The sequence below is a fragment of the Caulobacter sp. CCH9-E1 genome (assembly GCF_001556515.1).
Taxonomy (GTDB): Bacteria; Pseudomonadota; Alphaproteobacteria; order Caulobacterales; family Caulobacteraceae; genus Caulobacter.
In genome coordinates, this window is record NZ_LSJA01000125.1 from 1 (window position 1) to 18878 (window position 18878).

Genomic DNA, 18878 nt, shown 5'->3' on the forward strand with positions numbered 1-18878 from the left:
CTGGAAGGCGGCCGCGCTGGCCCCCTCCGGCCCTCTGGGCCACCTCCCCCGCTCGCGGGGGAGGAACTGCCTGATGCTCACCCAAACAGGCCATGGATCCACCACTTCGGCGCGTCGCCGCCGCCAAACAGCCCCTGCCGGAAAATCCAGAACCGTCCGCCGGCCTCGTCCTCGACGCGGTAGTAGTCGCGGATCTTGCCCGGCCCGGTCTCGCCCTCGGCGACGCCCGCGCGCCACCATTCCTGGGCGATGCGCTCGGGGCCCTCGGCGCGGCGGATGCGATGGGACCGGCCGCGCCAGGTGAAGGAGACCGGCGGGTCGTCGGGCACCTTGGCCAGGGCGGTGATCGCCTCGGGCCGCTTGAACAGACGCACCGGGCGCGGACGGTCGGGGTCCCAGGCCGCGACGGGCGACGGGTCCAGCGGCGCGGCGCGGACCACCGCGCGTTCGGGCACGTGGCTCTCGTAGGGATCGGCCCGCCAGACGCGCGCCTCGCCCAGGCGGTTGACCAGGCGGTCGATCAGCGGGGCCAGGGTCTCGTCGAGGCCAGCGCCCGCCGTGTTGTCCAGCCCGTTCTGGACGGCGGCCAGGGCTTCGACGCCGGCGGCGTGGACGGTGACGACCTCGATGCCGAAGCCCGGATCGACCTTGTCCAGCTTGGGAACGACCAGCTTGGCCAGCCGCTGGGCGTCGCGGCCGATCCGCGCCAGGCCCGCGCGCACAGGGAAGGCCTGGCCGTCCAGCCGGTGGAACACGACCTCGAAGCGCTTGGCCCCGCGTCCCTCGGCCTCCAGCCGGGCGCAGATGAGCGCCAGCGCGTCGGCGGCGACGCGGGCCATGTCCTCGGGCGCGCTGATCGGCTCGAAGAAGGCCAGGCGGTCGAACCACGGGCTGGCCGGCCGGCGGAAGGTCAGGGCCTCGGCCGCCGCGCCCAGGGCCTGGTCGAGCCGGGTGGTGAAGGAAAGGCCAAAGCGCTTGGCCAGCTGGGCGCGCGGCAGACCATAGAGCTGGCCCACGCGGTGCAGGCCCAGGCGCGGCAGCTGGGCCTCGGCCGCCTCGTCCAGCCGCAAGGCCGCGACCGGCAGGTCCGCGAGCGCCTCGCGCTGGCCGCCGGGCGGGACGACGGCGAGGTCTTCGCCGTAGCGGGCCAAGCCCCAGGCCGCCCCGGCCGTGTCGGCGATCGCCGCCCGCGCCGGCACGCCCCAGCGCGCCAGCCGCGCCACGAGGTCGACCAGCATGGCGCCCTCCCCGCCCCACAGGTGGTCGGTCCCGGTGATGTCCAGCAACAGGCCATCGTCACCGTCGATCGCCACGGCCGGCGAGAACCGCACGCACCAGTCGCTTAAGGCCTCCAGCGCGGCGCGGTCGGCGGCGGGGTCGTGGTCGAAGGTGGCGAGGTCCGGGACCAAGGCCAGGGCGTCGGCGGCCTTCTGGCCGGGGAACAGGCCAAGGGCCCGGGCGGCCTCGTCGACGGCCGCGAGGCGGCGGGTTCCGCGTTCGGAGACGAGGAGAGCGAGGGGGGGTGAGGATGGATGCTCCCCCGCGATGCGGGGGAGCTGTCGCGGAGCGACTGAGGGGGCTAGCTGGAGATCGGCGGAGCTGGCCCCCTCCGGCCCTCCGGGCCACCTCCCCCGCATCGCGGGGGAGGATTGCTCAGCCGGCTTTACGCCACCCGGATTCCGCCGGCGCCACGTCGTGATCGGCCAGTTGGGGCACCAGACGGAAAGGATGCGGGCCATGGCCGGCCTCCTGGGCTTCTAAGATCCAGCCGCCGGAACGTCCGCCCCGGCAGCGCTCGAGTTCGACCCGCCAGCGCGGCGGTCCCAAACCAATGTCGTCGGGCGGCGCGCCGCTGGGCTGGGGCCCCACGCGCCAGCGGCTGAACGAGGCCGAGCCGGACACGGTGCGAGGCCCCTCCCCCGCCCGGCCGCCATAGGGCCGGCGATGCAGCAGCAGCCCAAGGCCGCCGCGCTTCTCGCAGGCCAGCTGCAGCCGGCGGCCGGCGGTCAAATCGGGGGCCTCCGCCTCGCCGACCGCTGCCGCGACGCCTTCCGTGGAAAGCGCGTCCTCCAGCACCGACAGCACCTCGGCCTCGTCGCGGGCCCGGACCTGGATCAGCCGACCGGCGGGAAAACCCAGGCCGGCCAGGCCCGGCGCGAACAGGTCGCTGCGCCGCGCCACCCAGACCACGACGCCGGTCGTGACCAGCGGCCGCAGCAAGAGCCCGACGAAGGCCGCCGGGGCCGCGCCGGTCTCGCCCTCCAGGCCCGCGCCGACCACCTCGTGCCAGGCGCCCAGCGGCAGGCCGCCGCCGGGAAAGCAGCCGTCGATGGCGCGATCGCCGAACGGCAGGACCGGAGTCGGAGTCCGAGTCCCCGCTTCGATCGCGGCGATCCGGCCTCTCAGGGCCGCAAGACGCGCCTCGCGCGATCCGGCCATCTCACACTCCAAGTTCTCTCTTTGTTCTCGCGCCTGGCGCGGGGAGAGTCAAGGGATGGAGGATGCGACCTTTGAACCCGACTTCCCCGGCGCCACGGGTCGCACTATGCGCGCCCGAGCGTAAACTCCTGCTCGGGGCCCAGATTCATCCGGAGTGTTTGGGGGTGATGCGCCCGCTTGCCCTGTCAGCGCGTCAAAGGTTCTGGGTTCGATCTGGGCCCCGGCATTCGCCGGGGAGATCGGAACTCTAAAGCCTATTCCTCTTTATTCAGCCACCGGGTGGCGACGATCGGGCCGAAAAAGAAGCCGACGCCCAGGGTGTCGGCGACGATGTCGAACACATCGGCGTCGCGGCCGACGATCGGCAGGCCCTGCAGGATCTCGATGGCGATCCCAAAGCCCAGCAGCACCGCGCCGATCTTCCAGTAGCGGCTCCTGGGCAGGGCCATCGTCGCCAGGAAGGTCAGGCCGTAGAAGACGATGAAGTGCTTGGCCTTGTCCCAGGGGATCAGACCCTGGGTGTCGTCGCCGGGGGCGAGGGCCGCGTAGAGCGTGAACGCCACGGCGGCGACGAAGGCGGTCAGGCCCAGCCAGTTGATCTTGCGGCGAACGAGCAGGGACATGGGGGGCCTTCGTCAAGTTCCTCCCCCGCGATGCGGGGGAGGCGGCCCAGAGGGCCGGAGGGGGCGAGCTGGGCATACGCCGCGTTCGCCCCCTCAGTCACTCCGTGACAGCTCCCCCGCATCGCGGGGGAGCATCTTCTCACCGCGGCCGGATCTTCTTGATTACGCCCGAGAAGTTCAGCATCGGGCCGGTCCCGGTCGAGATCAGGCCGCGCACGAACAGCAGCGAGCCGCCGGCCCGCACCACCTCGCCCGAGCCCGTCACCAAGTCGCCGGGGCGGGCCGGGCCGACGAACTCGCCGTTCAGGCTAACGGTCACGGCGCGGCTGTCGGCCAGCTCTTTCCAGGCGATCGCGAACAGCGAGAAGTCGGCGAAGGTCATCATGCAGCCACCGTGCATGAAGCCGCCGCCGTTCATGTGCTTGGTCTCGGCGCGGAACGCGGTGGTGACGCGACCGTCCTCGCCCTCGCGGAAATAGAAGGGGCCGGACTGGTCCTCGAAGGGGTCGAGACCCGACCACGTCCGCCAGCCCGCCCAGTCGCCCGTCTCGATCAGGCGCGGCCCGCCGATGACTTCATTGCCGCCGTCCATGGCGATCCCCTCCGTTTCTTTTGAGGATCAGCTAGAAGCAGCCGGCGGCGAGCGCAAGCGCCGGGCTCGCCTCTGCTGACAATCCGTGGCATGGGAGCGCCCATGACCTCCCCGATCCAAGACACGATCCTGTCCCAGCTGGCCGCGCTGCCGCCGGGCAAGTCGATCGACCCGATGAACGTCGCCAAGGCCATCCAGCCCGAGCGCTGGCAACAGATCCTGGGCCACGTGCGCACCAACGCCATCGAGCTGGCCCGCGAGGGCAAGGTCGTGATCCTGCGCCACAACAAGCCGACCAATCCCGAGAAATTCCGCGGCGTCTACCGCATCCGCCTGCGCATGGAAGGCGACCCGACCTCGTTCGAGGACGAGGCGGGCGGCGACGAGGACTAGGCTTGGGAGGTGGGGACCGCGTTCCTAGATTGGCGACATGTCGCTCGACGCGCTCCTTTCCGAGATCGCCGCCTGCCGGGCCTGCGCGCCTTACCTGCCGCACACGCCTCGGCCGGTGACGCGAGTCCGAGAGGAGACCCGCATCCTGATCGCCGGCCAGGCGCCGGGAAGGCTGGTCCATGAGACGGGCCTGCCGTTCAACGACCGCTCGGGCGATCGCCTGCGCCAGTGGATGGGCGTCGATCGAGAGACCTTCTACGGCCGCCCCGAGATCGGCGTCGCGGCCATGGCCTTCTGCTTTCCCGGCACCAATCCCAAGGGCGGCGACTACCCCCCGCCGCCGCGCTGCGCGGCGAGCTGGCGAACGCGCCTTTTGGAGCAGTTGCCGAACGTCGAGCTGACCTTGCTGGTCGGGTCCTACGCTCAGGACTGGGCGCTGCCGGGACGGGCCAGCAAGACCATGACCGAGACCATCGCCCGCTGGCGCGAGTTCGGGCCGAACGTCCTGCCCCTGCCGCACCCGTCCTGGCGCAACACCGCCTGGCTGAAGCGCAATCCGTGGTTCGAGGCCGAGGTGACGCCCTATCTTCGCCAGAGGATCGGGGAAATCCTCGGGTCATGAATCGCCGCGCCCTGATCCTCTCGGTCTCCGCCCTGGGCCTGACCGCCTGCGCGCCGCTGGCGCAGAAGCCGGACGTCGCGGCCCTGGGCTTTCGCGGGCCAGGGCTGCTGGACGACGCGTTCGTCAGCTTCGACGGCGCGAAGCTCGGTCTGATGCGCTGGCTGCCGGCGGGCGAGCCGGCCAGAGAACCGGATTGGGTGGTCGTGGGCCTGCACGGCATGAACGACTACGCCAACGCCTATCACCTGGCCGCGGCCTGGTGGGCGCAGCGGGGGATCGCGACCTACGCCCTGGACGTCCGAGGCTTCGGCCGCTCGCCCGAGCGCGGGGTCTGGGCGCCGACCGATCTGGTCTTGGAGGACGTCCGCGCCCTGGTCGCGGCGGTCCGCGAGCGGCATCCCAACGCCAAGGTCGCGCTGGCTGGGATCAGCATGGGCGGGGCGCTGGCGATCTGCGCCATGGCCTCGAACGACCCGCCGCCGGTCGACAAGCTGATGCTGTTCGCGCCGGCGGTGTGGGGCTGGTCCAATCAGCCGCTGCCGAACCGGGTCAGCCTGTGGGCGACGGCGCATCTGATGGGCGAGTGGGTGGTCAAGCCGCCCGACTGGCTGGCGCGGAACATCATGGCCAGCGACAACATCGACGAACTGCGCCGGATGGGCCGCGATCCCCTGATGATCTGGGGCGCGCGATCCGACGCGATCTACGGCCTGGTCGGGCTGATGGAGCGGGGCTGGCGCTCGGCCGACCAGGTCCAAGTCCCAACGGCCTGGTTCTACGGCGCCCGCGACCAGATCATCCCGCGCGAACCGACGGCCGAGGCGGTGCGCCGCCTTCCGGCCCAGGCGCGAACGGCCTACTACGCCAGCGGCTATCACCTGCTGTTGGTGGACCGGCAGGCCGAAAGGGTCTGGTCGGACGCCGAAGCCTTCCTGCGCGGATCGTCGGCCGCCTGGCCGCCATCGGGCGCGCCCGCGATCCCGACGTCGATCGCGGCCATGACCGCCCTCGACCCGCCCAAGCCCGGTAAGCGCAAGATACCGCGTCGCCAGCCTTGAGGGTTGTTCGGCGCGGCGAGGGGGCGTAAACCCCGCGCCACATTCATTCTGGCTGACGTGAGACCGACGGCATGACCTTGTTCGATTCCCCCGATTTCGAGGGACACGAAGGCGTCCACGCTTTCTTCGACGAAAAAACCGGTCTGAAGTCGATCATCGCGATCCACTCCACCGCCCGCGGCCCGGCCGCCGGCGGCTGCCGCATGTGGGACTATTCCAGCGCCGACGCGGCGATCACCGACGCCCTGCGCCTGTCGCGCGGCATGTCCTACAAGAACGCCATGGCCGAGCTGGACCTCGGCGGCGGCAAGGCCGTGATCATCGGCGACAGCCGTAGCCAGAAGACGCCGGAACTGTTCGAGGCCTTCGGCCGCGCCGTCGACAGCCTGAATGGCAAGTACTGGACCGCCGAGGACGTCGGCGTCTCGCCGGCCGATCTGGAAAGCACCCGCAAGACCACCCGCTTCGTCGCCGGCCTCGAAGGCCACGCCGCCGCCTCGGGCGACCCGTCGCCGGTCACCGCCGAGGGGGTGTTCCGAGGCGTGCGCCTGTGCGTCGAGCGGGCGCTGAACCGCGACCTCAACGGCGTCCACGTCGCCATCCAGGGCGTCGGCCATGTCGGCGGCTATCTGGCCGAGAAGCTGCACGCCGCCGGCGCGCGCCTGACCATCGCCGACGTCAATCAAGCGGCCCTCGAGGCCGTCGCCGCCAAGACCGGCGCCCAGATCGTGCCGACCGACGCCATCTTCGACGTCGAGGCGGACGTCTTCGCCCCTTGCGCCCTGGGCGGCGCGATCTCGGCCGCGACCCTGCCGCGCCTGAAGGCCAAGATCATCGCCGGCGCCGCCAACAACCAGCTGGCCGACGCGACGATCGGCCAGGCGGTGTTCGAGCGGGGCCTGCTCTACGCCCCGGACTACGTGATCAACGGCGGCGGCATCATCAACGTGGCGGCCGAGATCCGTGGCCTGGAAGCTGGCGCGGCGTTCGACGGCGCCTGGGTGGCGGCCAAGCTGGACCGATTGGCGCTCACCCTGGCCGAGGTGATCGACCAGTCGATCGCCGAGAAGCGCCCGGCCAATGTGGTCGCCGACGAGATCGCCCGCGCGCGTATCGCCGCGGCGCGCGCCTAAACCGGACCTCATGCGTTCTTCGGGGACGGAGCTGTCCCTGGAGAACGCGATGTCCCACCTCGACGAGCTGAAGACGCAGTTGGAAGAGGCGGTCGCCGCCGACGACTTCGAGACGGCGGCCAAGCTGCGCGACCATATCCTCTCCATCCAGCACAGTGCCCTGGTGCGCGATGTCGAAGACCCGCCCCAGGCGTCCTACTTCAAGCGCCAGGTTCCGGGGCGCATGGGCCTGGGCACCGACCAGCCCGTGCCGCGCAAGCCCGAGGGTTGGGTTCCGCCTGTGAAGCCCGACCCGATGACGGCAGGCCATTCGCGCGGCGGACGTCGCCGAAAGGCTTAGGTCGACTTGGCCCGGCCGCTGATCGTCGCGCCGGCGTCCTTGTCCAGCGCCAGGTAGACGGGCAGGGCCAGCAGGGTCACCAGGCCGATCGCCACGAACGGCAGCACGAAGCGATCCGGCGTCAGGGCGCCGTCCGATCCGCGCGCCACGTGCAGCATCACGCCGCCGAAGCTGACGCCCAGCGCCAGGCCGACCTGCTGGGTCACGGCCGACAGGGTCGAGGCGGCGGCCGTCTTGGTGTCGGGCACGTCGGCATAGGCGATGGTGTTGGCGGCGATGAACTGGTTGGAGCGGCAGAAGCCGCCCAGCAGCAGGGCCGTCATCATCACCACCATCGGCGTCTCGGGCGTGAAGAAGCCCGGCGCGGCCGTGAACAGCCCGGTGAGCGTGACGAACACCGCCAGCGAGGTCCTGAAGCCGAACCGACGCAGGCCGGCGGCCGCGAACGGACGCGCGATCAGCACGCCGACGCCCGTCGCCAGGGTGACGAAGCTGGCCTTCAGCGGACTCCACCCGAGGGCGACCTGCAGCAGCAGGGGCATCAGGAACGGGCTGGCGCCGATGCCTAGCCGCACCAGCGTGCCGCCCAGCAGGCTGGCCCGATAGGTCGGATAGCGCAGCAGCGACAGGTCCAGGATCGGCCGGCCGGTGCGCCGGCAGATCTTCAGATAGATGAGACCGCAGGCGAGTGAGACCGCCAGCAGGGCGATCTGGACCCAGGCGGGCAGCAGGCCGACGCCCGAGGTCTCGGCCACCACGACCAGACCGCTGATCGCCGCGGCGGAAAGCGCGAAGCCGAGGGTGTCGAACCGCCCGAGGTCCCGTTGGGGCTCGCTTCGCGGCACGAACCGCATGACCGCGATCGCGCCGAGCAGGCCGATCGGCAGGTTGATGTAGAAGATCCAGGGCCACTCGGCGACGCTCAGCACCAGGCCGGCGATCGGCGGGCCGATCAGGGGACCGACCAGGGCGGGCATGGTGAACCAGCCCATGGCCGACAACAGGCGCGCCTTGGGCGTGGCGCCGACCACGATCAGCCGCGCCACCGGCGTCATCATCGCCCCGCCCAGCCCTTGGATGATGCGCGAGGCGACCAGGGTCTCCAGATTGCGCGACAGGCCGCACAGCGCCGAGCCCAGCAGGAACACGACCATAGCCGACAGGAACACCCGCCGCGCGCCGAAACGCTCGGCCGCCCAGCCGCTGGCGGGGGTGAAGACGGCCAGGGCGAGAATGTAGGAGGTGAGCGCCAGCTTCAGATGGATCGGGTCCACCGAAAAGGCGCGGGCCAGGGTGGGGAGGGCGGTGGACAGCGCGGTGGAGTCGATGAACTCCATCAAGAGCGCGCTGGCGACGGCGATCGAGACCAGTCGGGTCGACAGCGGAGACGTCGCGGACTCTGACGCGTCAGGCTGTGTGGAGGGATCGGACACGCGGGCGTGTTACGCCCGTGCGGGACAGGGGTCCAGAGACCCGGAGGCCTCAGTGGCCGGGGCGGGGCTCGAAGGTGCGTTTTTCCTTCAGCTTCACGCAGGCCTTGTCCGGTGTCTGGCCGTGCTGAGGCTTGGGCTCGGCCTTGGGGAAGCAGACATTGGTCATCGGATTCTGGTTCTGAAAACCGCTGGTCATGACGTTTTCTCCCATATGCCGTTAACCTTTATCACGCCGCGCGCCCGATTTCATCGATGAGTCGCACGTCCACAGAGACTTGCAGGCGCGACTCGCCCGGGTCGCCGATGATCGCGCCCGAGACCGGCAGAGCCTGGGCCGGGGTCCGCGTCGCGGCCACGCGGATCAGGTCCGGCGACTCGGCCAGGCCATTGGTCGGATCGAACTCCAGCCAGCCGAGGTCCGGCAGGAAGACCTCGCACCAGGCGTGGGTCGCGCCCGCGCCGCGGATCTGGGCGTTGGGCGAGTGGATGTAGCCGGTGGCGAATAGGGCGGCGTAGCCCAGGCGACGCAAACCCTCGACCATCAGCCAGGCCAGATCGCGGCAAGCGCCGCTACGCTTGCGCAGCGTCTCGACCGGCGTCTGGACGCCTTTTTCCTCGCGGCTCTGATAGTCGAACTGCTTGTGGATCAGGTCGTTGACCCGCAGCAGGAAGGCCAGCGCCGGTTCGTCCTTGTGGCTGGCCAGGCCGCGCAGCCAGCGCAGCAGCACCGCGTCGGGATCGTCGGTCACCGGGGCGATGAACGGCTCCAGCGTCGCGCGGTCCTCGCGCGAATAGACGATCGGCGTCAGGGTGTCGGGGTTTTCGATCCGCTGGGGGACCAAGGGCGCGGGATAACGGTCGATGACAAGCTCGCTGGCCACCCGCATGGCGTCGGCCTTGCCGTTCGGCTGGAACAGGCAAATGCAATTGCCGTTGGCGTCATAGCTCCAGCGGGTGTCGCCCGGCGGGAACAGGCGCAGCGACGCCTCGACGATGCGCAGGGCGTGACTGTCGCGCGGCCGGATCATCAGCCGCTGAGGGCCAAAGCTCACCGGTCGTTCGTAGTAGTACCGCGTCTCGTGCAGGATGCGCAGCCGTCCCATGTCGAACCCAAAAGCACGACCGAGACTTGGGTTCCCGCGGAACGCTTAGGCGCGGAAGCCGGCCTCGGCGAAGTTGAGCATCCGCTCCAGCAGGGCGGACACGTCGGCTTCGCTGGTCTGGCCTTCCGACAGCACGTTCAGCCGGTCGAACTCGGCGAAGCGGTTGTTGTGCAGCATGCCCAGCGTGAAGTGCAGGCGCCAGTAGACTTCTTCCGGCGACAGGTCGGGGCGCGCGCGCAGCAGGGCGTCGGAGAAGCGGCGCAGGTGCGAGACATCGGTCTTCAGCACCTGGCGGATCTCGTCGGTGCCCTCGCTGCGGGCGCGGATCAGGAACTGCAGCGAGATGCGGCGCTCGTGCTCGGGCGCCAGCCAGCGCAGGGGCGGGGTCAGCAGGGCGGCCAGGATCTCGCGCAGCGGCGGCGCGCCGGCGTTCCGGTCGTTGGCCTCGTGCAGCATCTTGGCCCGCTCGCGGTTGAGCTCGGCCGTGCGCCGCTTGAAGATCTCGAACAGCAACGCGTCCTTGGAGCCGAAGTGATAGTTCACGGAGGCCAGGTTGACGCCGGCGGCGGCGGTGATGTCGCGCACCGACACGTTCTGGAAGCCGTGCAAAGCGAACAGACGCTCGGCGGCGACGAACACCAGGTTCTTGGTGGCGGCTTCGGTCTCCGCGCCCTCGGTTTCGACGGAGGCGGCGGCGTCGGTCGTCGGACTCACTACATATTCCCCTTTACCCGTGGGGAAGTCTTACGACCGTTCGAATTTGGCGCAAGCGTCAAGATCGTTCAGTACAATGCAAATTACGCCGAAGGGGCGCCGGAGATCGACCTTTCCGCCAAGGCTGGCCGCAGGCGTTCGGCCGGGCGACCCATCCGGCCGCGCCGCAGCTGGCGCAACAGCGGACGAGCGACGGCGGTGAACAGGATCAACGGGGCCAGCGCCAGGGCCAGCGCCTTGCGCCGTTTCCGATCCGCGCGCTTGAGGAAGTAGCGCACCAGCCCTCGGCCCTTGTGCCATTCGATCACCAGCGGGCTCTCGCGGCTGGTGGAGCCGACGTGGACGATGTGGGCGTTCGGCTGGAACAGCACGCTGCCGCCCTGGCGTCGCGCCCGCCAGCACAGGTCGATGTCCTCGACGTGCAGGAAATAGCCCTCGTCGAAGCCGCCCAGCGTCTGGAAGTCCGCCGCCGACATATGGAAGCAGGCCCCGGAGATCGTAGGGGTGTCCACCGGGTAGGGCGGCGGGGGCTCACCCTCCCGGTGGATCTCGAAGCGGCGCAGCGGGGGCAGTAAGGCGCTGAGCTTCGAGAGGCTAAGCAGGGTCGTGACGGGCGTGATCTCGCCGCGCCGCGCGCCCCGCTGTTCGGTTCCGTCGGTGTTGAAGACCCGGGCGCCGATCACGCACGGCGAGGGCCGGTCGCGGGCGGCGTCCAGCAGCGCCGCGATGGCCCCGGGGGTCAGGAAGGCGTCGGGATTGAGGAAGACCAGGGCGTCGCCCTTGGCGCTGGTCGCGCCGAGGTTGGCCGCGCGGGCGAAGCCGATGTTGCCCAGGCCTTGCAGCAGCCGCACGCGTGGCTCGCGCCGGGCCAGCTCGCGCAGCCAGGCCGCGTCCGCCAGCGACGAGCCGTTGTCGACGATGACGAACTCGTCCGCGGCGGGGTCGGCCAGCACGCGTCGGACGCTTTCCATCAGCGCGGGGCCGGTCATGTACACCACCATGATGACCGACACGCGCGGACGCGCCTTCGATGAGGCGGCGCGGGCGTGTTCGGGATCAATGGCGATGTACATGCGCTCACTGCGTTCAAAATAGTTGCGTTAAAACTGTAGTCGCTGGATAAGCAACCCGCAAGAGGCTGAGCGTCCATCGCAACAGGTTGTTGCGTTTTTATGCAATGTGTAACAACTAGGGAGCGCTCGCTGGGGAGCGCTGAAACGGCTTTGCGATGTCACGAACGGCGATGAATCCCGCCAAGGCGGCGCTGACCAAGTCCCTCCGACGCGAAGCTGGGCGTTGGTTGAAGACCGCGCGTGAGGCCGCGGGTTTGACTCAGGCCGAACTGGCCGAGCGGACCGGACTGCGCTACTACACGTTTGTATCCCAGGTTGAGAACGGCCTGGGGCGCGTGCCGATCGAGGCCCAGGCCGTCTGGGCTGAAAGCCTCGGTCTGGATCCAAGCCAATTCGCCCGTACTCTGCTGCGCTATTATGAGCCCGAGCTTCACCGACTGCTGTTCGAAGGCGCCGCCGACGCGGACGCGCCGGTCGTCGTTGAGCGGGCGGCGCAAGGCTGACGAGCGCCGCGATGGGTGAAGTCCTCGCCTTCGCGCCCCGGCCCCCGGCCGGAGACTGGACCGCCAGCGAGCGGGGCCTGTTGCTGCTGCTCACCCAGCATCTCGAAAAGAGCTATGGCGAGATCGACGCCATCTTCGGCCAGACCGACTCTGGCGATCCCTGGTACGTCGTGACCGACGCCAATCAGGACGTGCTGGTTCACGTGGCTAGGATCGACGGCCAGTTCGTCGTCCATGACGCCGCCGTCGACATGTTCCACCAGGTCGGCAGCCTGTGGAGCGCGCTGCGCCAGATGCTGGCCTCGGGCGCGTCCGAGGAGCCGGCGGGCGTGGTCGTGTCGTTCAACCCCGCCAGCCGCGAGGCGCAGTCCTTCCTGTCGCTGGTCATCGCGGTCGGTCTCTACCTTGAACTTCGCGACGCGGGTTTTGGCGAAATCTCCCGTCTCGACTTCGGCGGCCTGCCGCGCAGCGGGGACCTGGCGGTCGATGGCGTGGCGTCCAAGCTGATCGCCGCCCTCAATTTCGATCCCGACCGGATCGAGAGCCGCGGCGCGCCGCAGGCCGCGCCGGCGAACGAGAATGGGGCCCAGCCCGCCATCAAGCCCGAAGGCGCCAAGGCGGCGGCGATCGAAACGCCTTGGGCCGCCTTGACCGGACTCACCGTGAGCAAGGCGGCGCACGCCGAGACGATCGCGATCGCGCCGCCGCCCTCGCAGCCTCCCGCCCAGCTCCAACAAACCGACGCTTCCAAGACCGCGGAGGCCGGCGGCACGCAAGGTTTCGCCGGGACGGCGTCGGTGATCAACGGCACCCCTGGCGACGACAACATCGTCGGCACGGCGGGCGCCGACGTGATCCGCGCCGGCGCCGGGGATGACCATATCGACGGCGGCGGCGCGCGTAGCGGGATCGATCGCATCGATGGCGGCGCCGGAGACGATGGCATCGTCATGAACGCCCGCGTGGTGGCCAGCGGCGGGACCGGAGCGGACACCTTCCTGATCTCGGCCAAGGCGCCGACGAACAAGGCCGAGGCTCTTTTGGGCGTGGTTCTCGACTACGCCGCCGCGCAGGGCGATCATCTCGCCGTGCTGGGCAAGGGGCAGCTCACCGTTGTCAGCGCGACGGCGGTCAGCAACGTGCTGAGCGCTCAGGAAAGCGCGCTCGCCGAATCGACGGCGCACCTGGTGACCGACGTCACGCGTACGGTGGCGGGCGCGCGCGTGGGCTTCGACATCGATGGCGACGGGCGCGAGGACGTCTTCATCCTGCTGGGCGGCGCCAACACCGCGACCTTCCGCATCGGAACCACGATCGACGCCGACCACGCCGCCGCGCCGACCGTCTCGGTGGTGGGCCAGCCCGCGATCGACGCTAATTTCTTCGGCGAGCCCGCGCCGTCGCGGTAGGGCGCCTTAGCCGCGCACCAGCTCGCGCATGGCCTTGTCCAGGCCTTCCAGGGTCAGCGGATACATGCGGTCGGACAGGATCTGCTTCATCACGCCGATCGACTGGGTGTAGTCCCAGTGCCGCTCGGGCGTCGGGTTCAGCCAGACGCAGCTCTGGTAGATGTCGGTGACCCGCTGCATCCAGATCGCGCCGGGCTCCTCGTTCCAGTGCTCTACGCTGCCGCCCGGATAGGTGATTTCGTAGGGGCTCATGGTCGCGTCGCCGACGAAGATCACCTTGTAGTCGGCCGGGAACTTGTGGAGCACGTCGAAGGTCGGGATCTTCTCGGTGTGGCGGCGCTTGTTGTCCTTCCAGACCGTCTCGTAGAGACAGTTGTGGAAGTAGTAGAACTCCAGGTTCTTGAACTCGGTCTTGGCGGCGCTGAACAGCTCCTCGCAGAGCTTGATGTGGCCGTCCATCGAGCCGCCGATGTCGAAGAAGATCAGCACCTTGATGGCGTTGCGGCGCTCGGGGCGCAGCTGGATGTCGAGATAGCCCTTCTCGGCCGTGCCCTTGATCGTACCGGGCAGGTCCAGCTCCTCGGCCGCGCCGGTGCGGGCGAACTTGCGCAGGCGCCGCAGGGCGACCTTGATGTTGCGGGTGCCCAGTTCGACGCTGTCGTCGAGGTTCTTGTACTCGCGCTTGTCCCAGACCTTCACCGCGCGGCCATGGCGGCTCTTGTCCTGGCCGATCCGCACGCCCTCGGGATTGTAGCCGTTATTGCCGAACGGCGAGGTCCCGCCCGAGCCGATCATCTTGTTGCCGCCCTCGTGGCGCTTCTTCTGCTCGCGCAGGCGCTCCTGCAGGGTCTCCATCAGCTTCTCGAAGCCGCCCATGGCCTCGATCTGGGCCTTCTCCTCGTCGGTGAGGAATTTCTCGGTGAGGGCTTTCAGCCACTCCTCGGGGATGTCGGCGGTGAGCCCCTCGTTGACGGTCTCCAGGCCCTTGAAGACGTGGCCGAACACGCGGTCGAACTTGTCGAGGTTCTTCTCGTCCTTCACCAGGCTGGCGCGCGACAGAAAGTAGAAGTCCTCGACCGTGCGGTCGATCACGTCCTTGTCGAGGGCCTCCATCAGCAGGAGGTACTCGCGCAAGGACACGGGAACCTTGGCCTGGCGGAGCTCGGAGAAGAAGCGGAGGAACATCGGCGCGGCTTTCGAACGGTTGTTCGGATTGTGCTGTGTTCCGAAGGCGGACGCAATCCAATCCTCCCCCTAGTGGGGGAGGTGGCCCGAAGGGCCGGAGGGGGAAGTCCGGCTGACCTTGCCGCTTCCCCCTCCGTCGTCTCTTCGAGCCGACACCTCCCCCGCTAGGGGGGAGGATTTTGAAAAACTCCTCACCCCCGCCTCAGGATGAACTCCAGGTCCTTCGTCTCGCCGACCGGGAAGAAGTACTCCCCGACCTTCTCGAACCCCAGGCGGCCGTACAGCCGCTGCGCGCCGAAGTTCTCGGACCAGACGCCGATCCAGAGGGGGCGGGGACCGTCCTTCTCGAGCCACTCCAGCGCCGTGTTCAGAAGGCGGCTTCCCCGACCGCCGCCCTGATGCGACTTGAGCAGATAGATGCGCTTCAGCTCCCCGTCGCCCGATTTCACGTCGTCGTGCGGCAGGTCGCAGGGGCCGGCCAGCGCGTAGCCGATCGCCTCGCCGTCCTCGTCCTCCAGGATCCAGGACGCCTTTTCCGGATCGGCCAGATCGTTGCGCGTCCGCTCCAGGCCGTAGGCGTAGGCCAGGAAGGTCTCGAGATCCTCGGGCGGATAGAGGTGCGCGAAGGTCTCTGTGAAGGTGCGCGCGCCGAGGCTGGAGAGGGTGTCGGCGTCTTCGATGGTCGCGCGGCGAAGGTTGTCGGTCATGGCGACCTGAGTAGCCGCCATGACCGAGTGCTTCAACGGTCAGAAGCCTTCCAGCGCCACCTTGCCGATGGTGCGGGCGCTCTCGACGATGCGGTGGGCCTCCAGGAGATCGGCCGCGCGGATCTTGCCGACCACCTGGGTCAGGGTGGTGCGCAAGGTCCCCTGATCGACCAGCTCAGAGACGGCGTTCAGCAGCCTGTGCTGCTCGATCATGTCCGGCGTGCCTTGCGGGCGGGCGAACATGAACTCCCAGTGGATCGAGGCGGCCTTATGGTGCAGCGGGCGGATGTCGAGGTCGCCGTCGGCCTCGATGATCCCGATCTTGCCTTGCAGAGCGATCGCTTCCGAGACTTGCGGGAAGTGCTGGGCGCTATGGGTCAGGCAGGCGATGTAGGCCGGAGCCTCAAGGCCCAGGCGCGCCAGTTCCTCCGTCAGCGGCTTGGTGTGGTCGAAGATCTGGTGCGCGCCGAGGTCCTGGACCCAGCGGCGGGTTTCCTCTCGCGAGGCGCTGGCCACGACGTTGAGCTTGGTCAGCTTGCGGGCCAGCTGGATCATGGCTGACCCCACGCCGCCCGCGCCGCCGATGATCACCAGGGTCTGGCCCTCGCCGCCGTCGCGCGCCACGCCGAAGCGATCGAATAGCAATTCCCAGGCGGTGATGAAGGTCAGCGGCATGGCGGCGGCCTGGGCGTAGTCCAGGCTCTTGGGCTTGCGGCCCACGATGCGCTCGTCGACCAGCTGCAGCTCGGCGTTCGAGCCTTGGCGGCCGATGGCGCCGGCGTAGAACACCTCGTCGCCGGGCGAGAACAAGGTGACGGCGTCGCCGACGGCCTCGACCACGCCGGCGGCGTCGTAGCCCAGAACCCGGACCTCGCCCTCGGCGGGCTGGGCGCGACTGCGCACCTTAGTGTCGACCGGGTTCACGGAAACAGCCTTCACTCGCACCAGGATGTCGTGGCCGGTGGGCGCGGGATCGGGCGCTTCCAGGTCGAGCAGGGCGTTGGGATCGGTGGCGGGCAGCAGCTCGCGGAAGCCGACGATCTTCATGATGGTCTCCAAAAGGGCCGCGGTTTCGAACCGCGAGGAGGAGATCGCGCTAAGATACGATCTTCGCAAGTACGGTCATTTTTTGTATGTAGTACCCGTTTTGATACTATGAGGCTTTGATGGACGATCCCAAGGAGTGCGGCGTCGAGGCCGCCTTGAGCCTGATTGATGGCAAGTGGAAGGGCGTGATCCTCTACCACCTGATGGGCGGCCGAATGCGCTTCAACGCCTTGGGGCGGAAGCTCGGCGCGGTGACCCAGCGGATGCTGACCAAGCAGCTTCGAGAGTTGGAGAGCGACGGCCTGATCATCCGCACCGTCTATGCCGAGGTGCCGCCGCGCGTTGAATATTCGCTGTCGACCAAGGGGCGCAGTCTCGAGCCGGTGATTTGCGCTCTGAAGGCCTGGGGCGACGCCAATGTTCTGAACGCCGAGGCCCCGTCCTTGCGAAAGGCGGGATGAACAAGTCTCCGAGGGGCGGGTTGTGTCGCCGCTCTAGGGCGGCTACGACCTTCCGGCGCCGAGGCTTCGTCGCCCCCGCGCTGTGCTTTTCCAGGAGGAACGAGAGGACGGAGTTTCCGCCTTCTCTTCAATATGGCCGACGTCACCGCCGACCACCCATCCCCCGTCGTCCGTCCGGGCGTCATCACCCTGGCCCGCCATGGCGAACCCGCCTTGTCGCGCAAGGTGCGCCTGAACGCGCCTGAATACGGAGACTGGTGGGGGCGCTACGAGGAGGGCGGGCTGAAGGAAGGCCAGGTCCCGCCGCCAAGCCTCGTGGAACTGGCGAAAGACGCCGACGTGATCATCGCCTCGACCCGCCGCCGCTCGATCGAGACGGCGCGGGCGGTGGTCGGCGACCGGGCTTTCGCCACTGATCCGACCTTCATCGAGGCGCCGCTGCCGCCGCCGCCGTGGCCCCTGTGGATTCGAATGTCGCCCAAGCGGCTGGGCTTCTTCGCGCGGTTCTGGTGGTGGTTCTTCGACAACCACGGCGGCCAGGAAACGCGGAAGGCGGCCGAGGCGCGGGCCGGGCAGGCGGCGGACCTGCTGATCGAGCTGGCGGACTCCGGCCAGAACGTGCTGGTGCTGGCCCACGGTTTCTTCAACTGGATGATCGCCGACGCGCTCAAGAAGCGCGGCCTGACCAAGCTGTTGGATCAAGGACACGGCTACTGGAGCATCAAGCGCTTCCGCCGCGCTTGAGTTCAAACCCTCTTCCCTTAACCAGCGGCAGGCTCTAGGCCGTTGTCGATGAGCTTGCGGGCCACTAGGCTTAAATCCGCTCACCTGAGAGTTGCAATGACCGACGCTACGATCCCTTCCGCCGATATCTCCGCCCTGAGTTTCGAGGAAGCCCTGGCGCAGCTGGAACGGATCGTGGCCGAGCTGGAATCCGGCCAGGCGCCGCTGGAGCGCTCGATCGACATCTACGAGCGCGGCGCGGCCCTGAAGGCCCACTGCGAGAAGAAGCTGGAAGCCGCGCGCCTGAAGGTCGAGAAGATCGTGCTCGGGCAGGGCGGGGCGGTCTCCGCCGAAGCGGCCGAGTTCAACTGATGAGCGGCGTCCAGCCGAGGATCGAGGGGAGCCGCCCTTGAACGATCACGCCCCCTCCGACCTGGCCCGTCGCATCGTCCAGGCCGCGGACATCGTCACGGTCGCGCTCGATGAGTTGCTGCCGCGCGCCGATGGTCCTGAAAGCCGCCTGACCGAGGCGATGCGCTACGCGGCCCTGGGGCCCGGCAAGCGCCTTCGGCCGTTCTTCGCGCTCGAGACCGGCAAGATGTTCGACCTGCCCGAGCGGCCGGTGCTGCGCGCGGCCTGCGCGCTGGAGTGCATCCACGCCTACAGCCTGGTTCACGACGACCTGCCCGCCATGGACGACGACGACGTGCGCCGCGGCCGGCCGACCGTGCACAAGCAGTACGACGAGGCCACCGCCATTCTCGCGGGCGACGCCCTGCAGACGGCGGCCTTCGAGATCATGGCCCACCCGGACACCCACGATGACGCCCACGTGCGGTCGGAACTGGTGCGCAAGCTGGCGATCGCCTCGGGCGCGCGCGGCATGGTCGGCGGCCAGATGATCGACATCCTGGGCGTCCGCGACGACCTAGGCGCCGTGGCGCGGATGCAGCGGCTGAAGACCGGCGCCCTGATCGCCTTCGCCTTCGAGATCCCGCTGATCATCGCCCGCGCCAAGGAGGCCGAGCGCCACGCCCTGATGGCCTTCGCCCAGGATCTGGGTCTGGCCTACCAGATCGTCGACGACATCCTCGACGCCGAAGGCGATGAAAAGACACTGGGCAAGGCCGCCGGCGGCAAGGACGCCGCCAAGGGCAAGGCCAACTACGTCACCCTGCTGGGACTGGACGCGGCGAAAGAGCGCGTGACGCTTTTGGCCGAGCAGACCCGTTCCCATCTCGAAATTTTTGGCGAGCGGGCCGAACATCTCCGCGAAAGCGTTGATTTCGTACTGGACCGCCGCAACTGACCGCGCTTTTG

23 protein-coding genes are annotated in these 18878 nt (G+C 69.0%); 11 read left to right on the forward strand and 12 right to left on the reverse strand.

All coding sequences use genetic code 11. From position 1 onward, the window contains the following. Positions 1 to 77: 77 nt before the first annotated feature. From AX690_RS08270 to AX690_RS08285, 4 genes are all read right to left on the reverse strand, one after another. On the reverse strand, positions 78 to 1739 hold the full coding sequence (locus tag AX690_RS08270; RefSeq protein WP_231732147.1) for a DNA polymerase Y family protein: 1662 nt from the start codon (positions 1737 to 1739) through the stop codon (positions 78 to 80). Next, positions 1654 to 2451: an ImuA family protein gene (locus AX690_RS08275; protein WP_082769570.1), complete on the reverse strand. Its 798-nt coding sequence runs from the start codon at positions 2449 to 2451 to the stop codon at positions 1654 to 1656. The genes AX690_RS08270 and AX690_RS08275 overlap by 86 nt, the downstream gene beginning before the upstream one ends. A 242-nt stretch (positions 2452 to 2693) precedes the next feature. Next, positions 2694 to 3062, reverse strand: coding sequence for a VanZ family protein (locus AX690_RS08280; protein WP_066686058.1), 369 nt, complete (start codon positions 3060 to 3062; stop codon positions 2694 to 2696). Positions 3063 to 3201: 139 nt separating this feature from the next. Then, positions 3202 to 3654, reverse strand: coding sequence for a PaaI family thioesterase (locus AX690_RS08285; RefSeq protein ID WP_066683917.1), 453 nt, complete (start codon positions 3652 to 3654; stop codon positions 3202 to 3204). Positions 3655 to 3756: 102 nt separating this feature from the next. On the opposite strand from AX690_RS08285, the gene AX690_RS08290 reads away from it, so the two are divergent. The 5 genes from AX690_RS08290 to AX690_RS08310 all read left to right on the forward strand — a co-directional run bounded on the left by AX690_RS08290 (position 3757) and on the right by AX690_RS08310 (position 7200). Continuing rightward, positions 3757 to 4047, forward strand: coding sequence for a DUF3253 domain-containing protein (locus tag AX690_RS08290; protein WP_066683915.1), 291 nt, complete (start codon positions 3757 to 3759; stop codon positions 4045 to 4047). A gap of 37 nt (positions 4048 to 4084) precedes the next feature. Continuing rightward, entirely contained in the window at positions 4085 to 4669 is a 585-nt protein-coding gene (locus AX690_RS08295; protein ID WP_066683912.1) for a uracil-DNA glycosylase family protein, read from the forward strand. Further along, positions 4666 to 5727 (forward strand): alpha/beta hydrolase, encoded by a 1062-nt coding sequence (locus AX690_RS08300; RefSeq protein ID WP_066683910.1) that lies wholly within the window; start codon positions 4666 to 4668, stop codon positions 5725 to 5727. The genes AX690_RS08295 and AX690_RS08300 overlap by 4 nt, the downstream gene beginning before the upstream one ends. Before the next feature lie 71 nt (positions 5728 to 5798). Beyond that, positions 5799 to 6860, forward strand: a complete 1062-nt coding sequence (locus AX690_RS08305) for a Glu/Leu/Phe/Val dehydrogenase (RefSeq protein ID WP_066683908.1) — start codon at positions 5799 to 5801, stop codon at positions 6858 to 6860. A gap of 49 nt (positions 6861 to 6909) precedes the next feature. After that, positions 6910 to 7200, forward strand: a complete 291-nt coding sequence (locus AX690_RS08310; protein WP_066683906.1) for a UvrB/UvrC motif-containing protein — start codon at positions 6910 to 6912, stop codon at positions 7198 to 7200. On the opposite strand, the gene AX690_RS08315 is transcribed toward AX690_RS08310, so the two are convergent. From AX690_RS08315 to AX690_RS08330, 5 genes are all read right to left on the reverse strand, one after another. Beyond that, positions 7197 to 8633 carry a DHA2 family efflux MFS transporter permease subunit gene (locus tag AX690_RS08315; protein WP_066683904.1) on the reverse strand — a complete coding sequence of 479 codons (1437 nt, stop codon included), beginning with the start codon at positions 8631 to 8633 and terminating at the stop codon, positions 7197 to 7199. The two genes, AX690_RS08310 and AX690_RS08315, sit on opposite strands and share 4 nt — an antisense overlap. A 49-nt stretch (positions 8634 to 8682) precedes the next feature. Then, positions 8683 to 8829: a hypothetical protein gene (locus AX690_RS23250; protein WP_197426813.1), complete on the reverse strand. Its 147-nt coding sequence runs from the start codon at positions 8827 to 8829 to the stop codon at positions 8683 to 8685. Positions 8830 to 8860: 31 nt separating this feature from the next. Then, a complete protein-coding gene (locus tag AX690_RS08320; RefSeq protein WP_066683902.1) occupies positions 8861 to 9736 on the reverse strand; it encodes a transglutaminase family protein in 876 nt (291 codons plus the stop codon). 45 nt (positions 9737 to 9781) lie between these two features. After that, on the reverse strand, positions 9782 to 10450 hold the full coding sequence (locus AX690_RS08325) for a TetR/AcrR family transcriptional regulator (protein WP_066683900.1): 669 nt from the start codon (positions 10448 to 10450) through the stop codon (positions 9782 to 9784). A gap of 83 nt (positions 10451 to 10533) precedes the next feature. Beyond that, positions 10534 to 11523, reverse strand: coding sequence for a glycosyltransferase family 2 protein (locus AX690_RS08330; protein WP_066683898.1), 990 nt, complete (start codon positions 11521 to 11523; stop codon positions 10534 to 10536). 155 nt (positions 11524 to 11678) lie between these two features. On the opposite strand from AX690_RS08330, the gene AX690_RS08335 reads away from it, so the two are divergent. Both AX690_RS08335 and AX690_RS08340 read left to right on the forward strand, forming a co-directional pair. Further along, the gene (locus AX690_RS08335; protein ID WP_066683896.1) at positions 11679 to 12026 is read left to right on the forward strand and encodes a helix-turn-helix domain-containing protein; all 348 of its coding nucleotides are present in this window, start codon (positions 11679 to 11681) and stop codon (positions 12024 to 12026) included. Positions 12027 to 12037: 11 nt separating this feature from the next. Then, positions 12038 to 13435, forward strand: a complete 1398-nt coding sequence (locus AX690_RS08340; RefSeq protein ID WP_066683894.1) for a calcium-binding protein — start codon at positions 12038 to 12040, stop codon at positions 13433 to 13435. Between the two features lie 6 nt (positions 13436 to 13441). Here the strand turns inward: AX690_RS08340 and AX690_RS08345 are convergent, their stop codons facing one another. The 3 genes from AX690_RS08345 to AX690_RS08355 all read right to left on the reverse strand — a co-directional run bounded on the left by AX690_RS08345 (position 13442) and on the right by AX690_RS08355 (position 16374). Continuing rightward, positions 13442 to 14620, reverse strand: a complete 1179-nt coding sequence (locus tag AX690_RS08345; RefSeq protein ID WP_066683893.1) for a VWA domain-containing protein — start codon at positions 14618 to 14620, stop codon at positions 13442 to 13444. Positions 14621 to 14811: 191 nt separating this feature from the next. After that, positions 14812 to 15348 (reverse strand): GNAT family N-acetyltransferase, encoded by a 537-nt coding sequence (locus AX690_RS08350; protein WP_066683892.1) that lies wholly within the window; start codon positions 15346 to 15348, stop codon positions 14812 to 14814. Between the two features lie 18 nt (positions 15349 to 15366). Continuing rightward, positions 15367 to 16374 carry a zinc-binding alcohol dehydrogenase family protein gene (locus tag AX690_RS08355; protein ID WP_066683887.1) on the reverse strand — a complete coding sequence of 336 codons (1008 nt, stop codon included), beginning with the start codon at positions 16372 to 16374 and terminating at the stop codon, positions 15367 to 15369. Between the two features lie 119 nt (positions 16375 to 16493). On the opposite strand from AX690_RS08355, the gene AX690_RS08360 reads away from it, so the two are divergent. The 4 genes from AX690_RS08360 (at position 16494) to AX690_RS08375 (ending at position 18867) form a co-directional block, all read left to right on the forward strand. Then, the gene (locus tag AX690_RS08360; RefSeq protein ID WP_066683885.1) at positions 16494 to 16835 is read left to right on the forward strand and encodes a helix-turn-helix domain-containing protein; all 342 of its coding nucleotides are present in this window, start codon (positions 16494 to 16496) and stop codon (positions 16833 to 16835) included. A 132-nt stretch (positions 16836 to 16967) separates the two neighbouring features. Beyond that, a complete protein-coding gene (locus AX690_RS08365) occupies positions 16968 to 17579 on the forward strand; it encodes a histidine phosphatase family protein (protein WP_066683883.1) in 612 nt (203 codons plus the stop codon). A gap of 96 nt (positions 17580 to 17675) precedes the next feature. Beyond that, positions 17676 to 17930 carry an exodeoxyribonuclease VII small subunit gene (locus AX690_RS08370; RefSeq protein ID WP_066683881.1) on the forward strand — a complete coding sequence of 85 codons (255 nt, stop codon included), beginning with the start codon at positions 17676 to 17678 and terminating at the stop codon, positions 17928 to 17930. A 37-nt stretch (positions 17931 to 17967) separates the two neighbouring features. Further along, complete coding sequence (locus AX690_RS08375) at positions 17968 to 18867, forward strand: polyprenyl synthetase family protein (RefSeq protein ID WP_066683879.1); 900 nt, start codon at positions 17968 to 17970, stop codon at positions 18865 to 18867. Positions 18868 to 18878 lie beyond the last annotated feature (11 nt).

Bases quoted from the DNA above. Each gene is read 5' to 3' on its own strand.
- AX690_RS08270 (WP_231732147.1), bottom strand. From the start codon at position 1,739: ATGGCCCGCATCCTTTCCGTCTGGTGCCCCAACTGGCCGATCACGACG.
- AX690_RS08280 (WP_066686058.1), bottom strand. From the start codon at position 3,062: ATGTCCCTGCTCGTTCGCCGCAAGATCAACTGGCTGGGCCTGACCGCC.
- AX690_RS08285 (WP_066683917.1), bottom strand. From the start codon at position 3,654: ATGGACGGCGGCAATGAAGTCATCGGCGGGCCGCGCCTGATCGAGACG.
- AX690_RS08290 (WP_066683915.1), top strand. From the start codon at position 3,757: ATGACCTCCCCGATCCAAGACACGATCCTGTCCCAGCTGGCCGCGCTG.
- AX690_RS08295 (WP_066683912.1), top strand. From the start codon at position 4,085: ATGTCGCTCGACGCGCTCCTTTCCGAGATCGCCGCCTGCCGGGCCTGC.
- AX690_RS08300 (WP_066683910.1), top strand. From the start codon at position 4,666: ATGAATCGCCGCGCCCTGATCCTCTCGGTCTCCGCCCTGGGCCTGACC.
- AX690_RS08305 (WP_066683908.1), top strand. From the start codon at position 5,799: ATGACCTTGTTCGATTCCCCCGATTTCGAGGGACACGAAGGCGTCCAC.
- AX690_RS08310 (WP_066683906.1), top strand. From the start codon at position 6,910: ATGTCCCACCTCGACGAGCTGAAGACGCAGTTGGAAGAGGCGGTCGCC.
- AX690_RS23250 (WP_197426813.1), bottom strand. From the start codon at position 8,829: ATGACCAGCGGTTTTCAGAACCAGAATCCGATGACCAATGTCTGCTTC.
- AX690_RS08320 (WP_066683902.1), bottom strand. From the start codon at position 9,736: ATGGGACGGCTGCGCATCCTGCACGAGACGCGGTACTACTACGAACGA.
- AX690_RS08330 (WP_066683898.1), bottom strand. From the start codon at position 11,523: ATGTACATCGCCATTGATCCCGAACACGCCCGCGCCGCCTCATCGAAG.
- AX690_RS08335 (WP_066683896.1), top strand. From the start codon at position 11,679: ATGTCACGAACGGCGATGAATCCCGCCAAGGCGGCGCTGACCAAGTCC.
- AX690_RS08340 (WP_066683894.1), top strand. From the start codon at position 12,038: ATGGGTGAAGTCCTCGCCTTCGCGCCCCGGCCCCCGGCCGGAGACTGG.
- AX690_RS08345 (WP_066683893.1), bottom strand. From the start codon at position 14,620: ATGTTCCTCCGCTTCTTCTCCGAGCTCCGCCAGGCCAAGGTTCCCGTG.
- AX690_RS08350 (WP_066683892.1), bottom strand. From the start codon at position 15,348: ATGGCGGCTACTCAGGTCGCCATGACCGACAACCTTCGCCGCGCGACC.
- AX690_RS08355 (WP_066683887.1), bottom strand. From the start codon at position 16,374: ATGAAGATCGTCGGCTTCCGCGAGCTGCTGCCCGCCACCGATCCCAAC.
- AX690_RS08360 (WP_066683885.1), top strand. From the start codon at position 16,494: ATGGACGATCCCAAGGAGTGCGGCGTCGAGGCCGCCTTGAGCCTGATT.
- AX690_RS08365 (WP_066683883.1), top strand. From the start codon at position 16,968: ATGGCCGACGTCACCGCCGACCACCCATCCCCCGTCGTCCGTCCGGGC.
- AX690_RS08370 (WP_066683881.1), top strand. From the start codon at position 17,676: ATGACCGACGCTACGATCCCTTCCGCCGATATCTCCGCCCTGAGTTTC.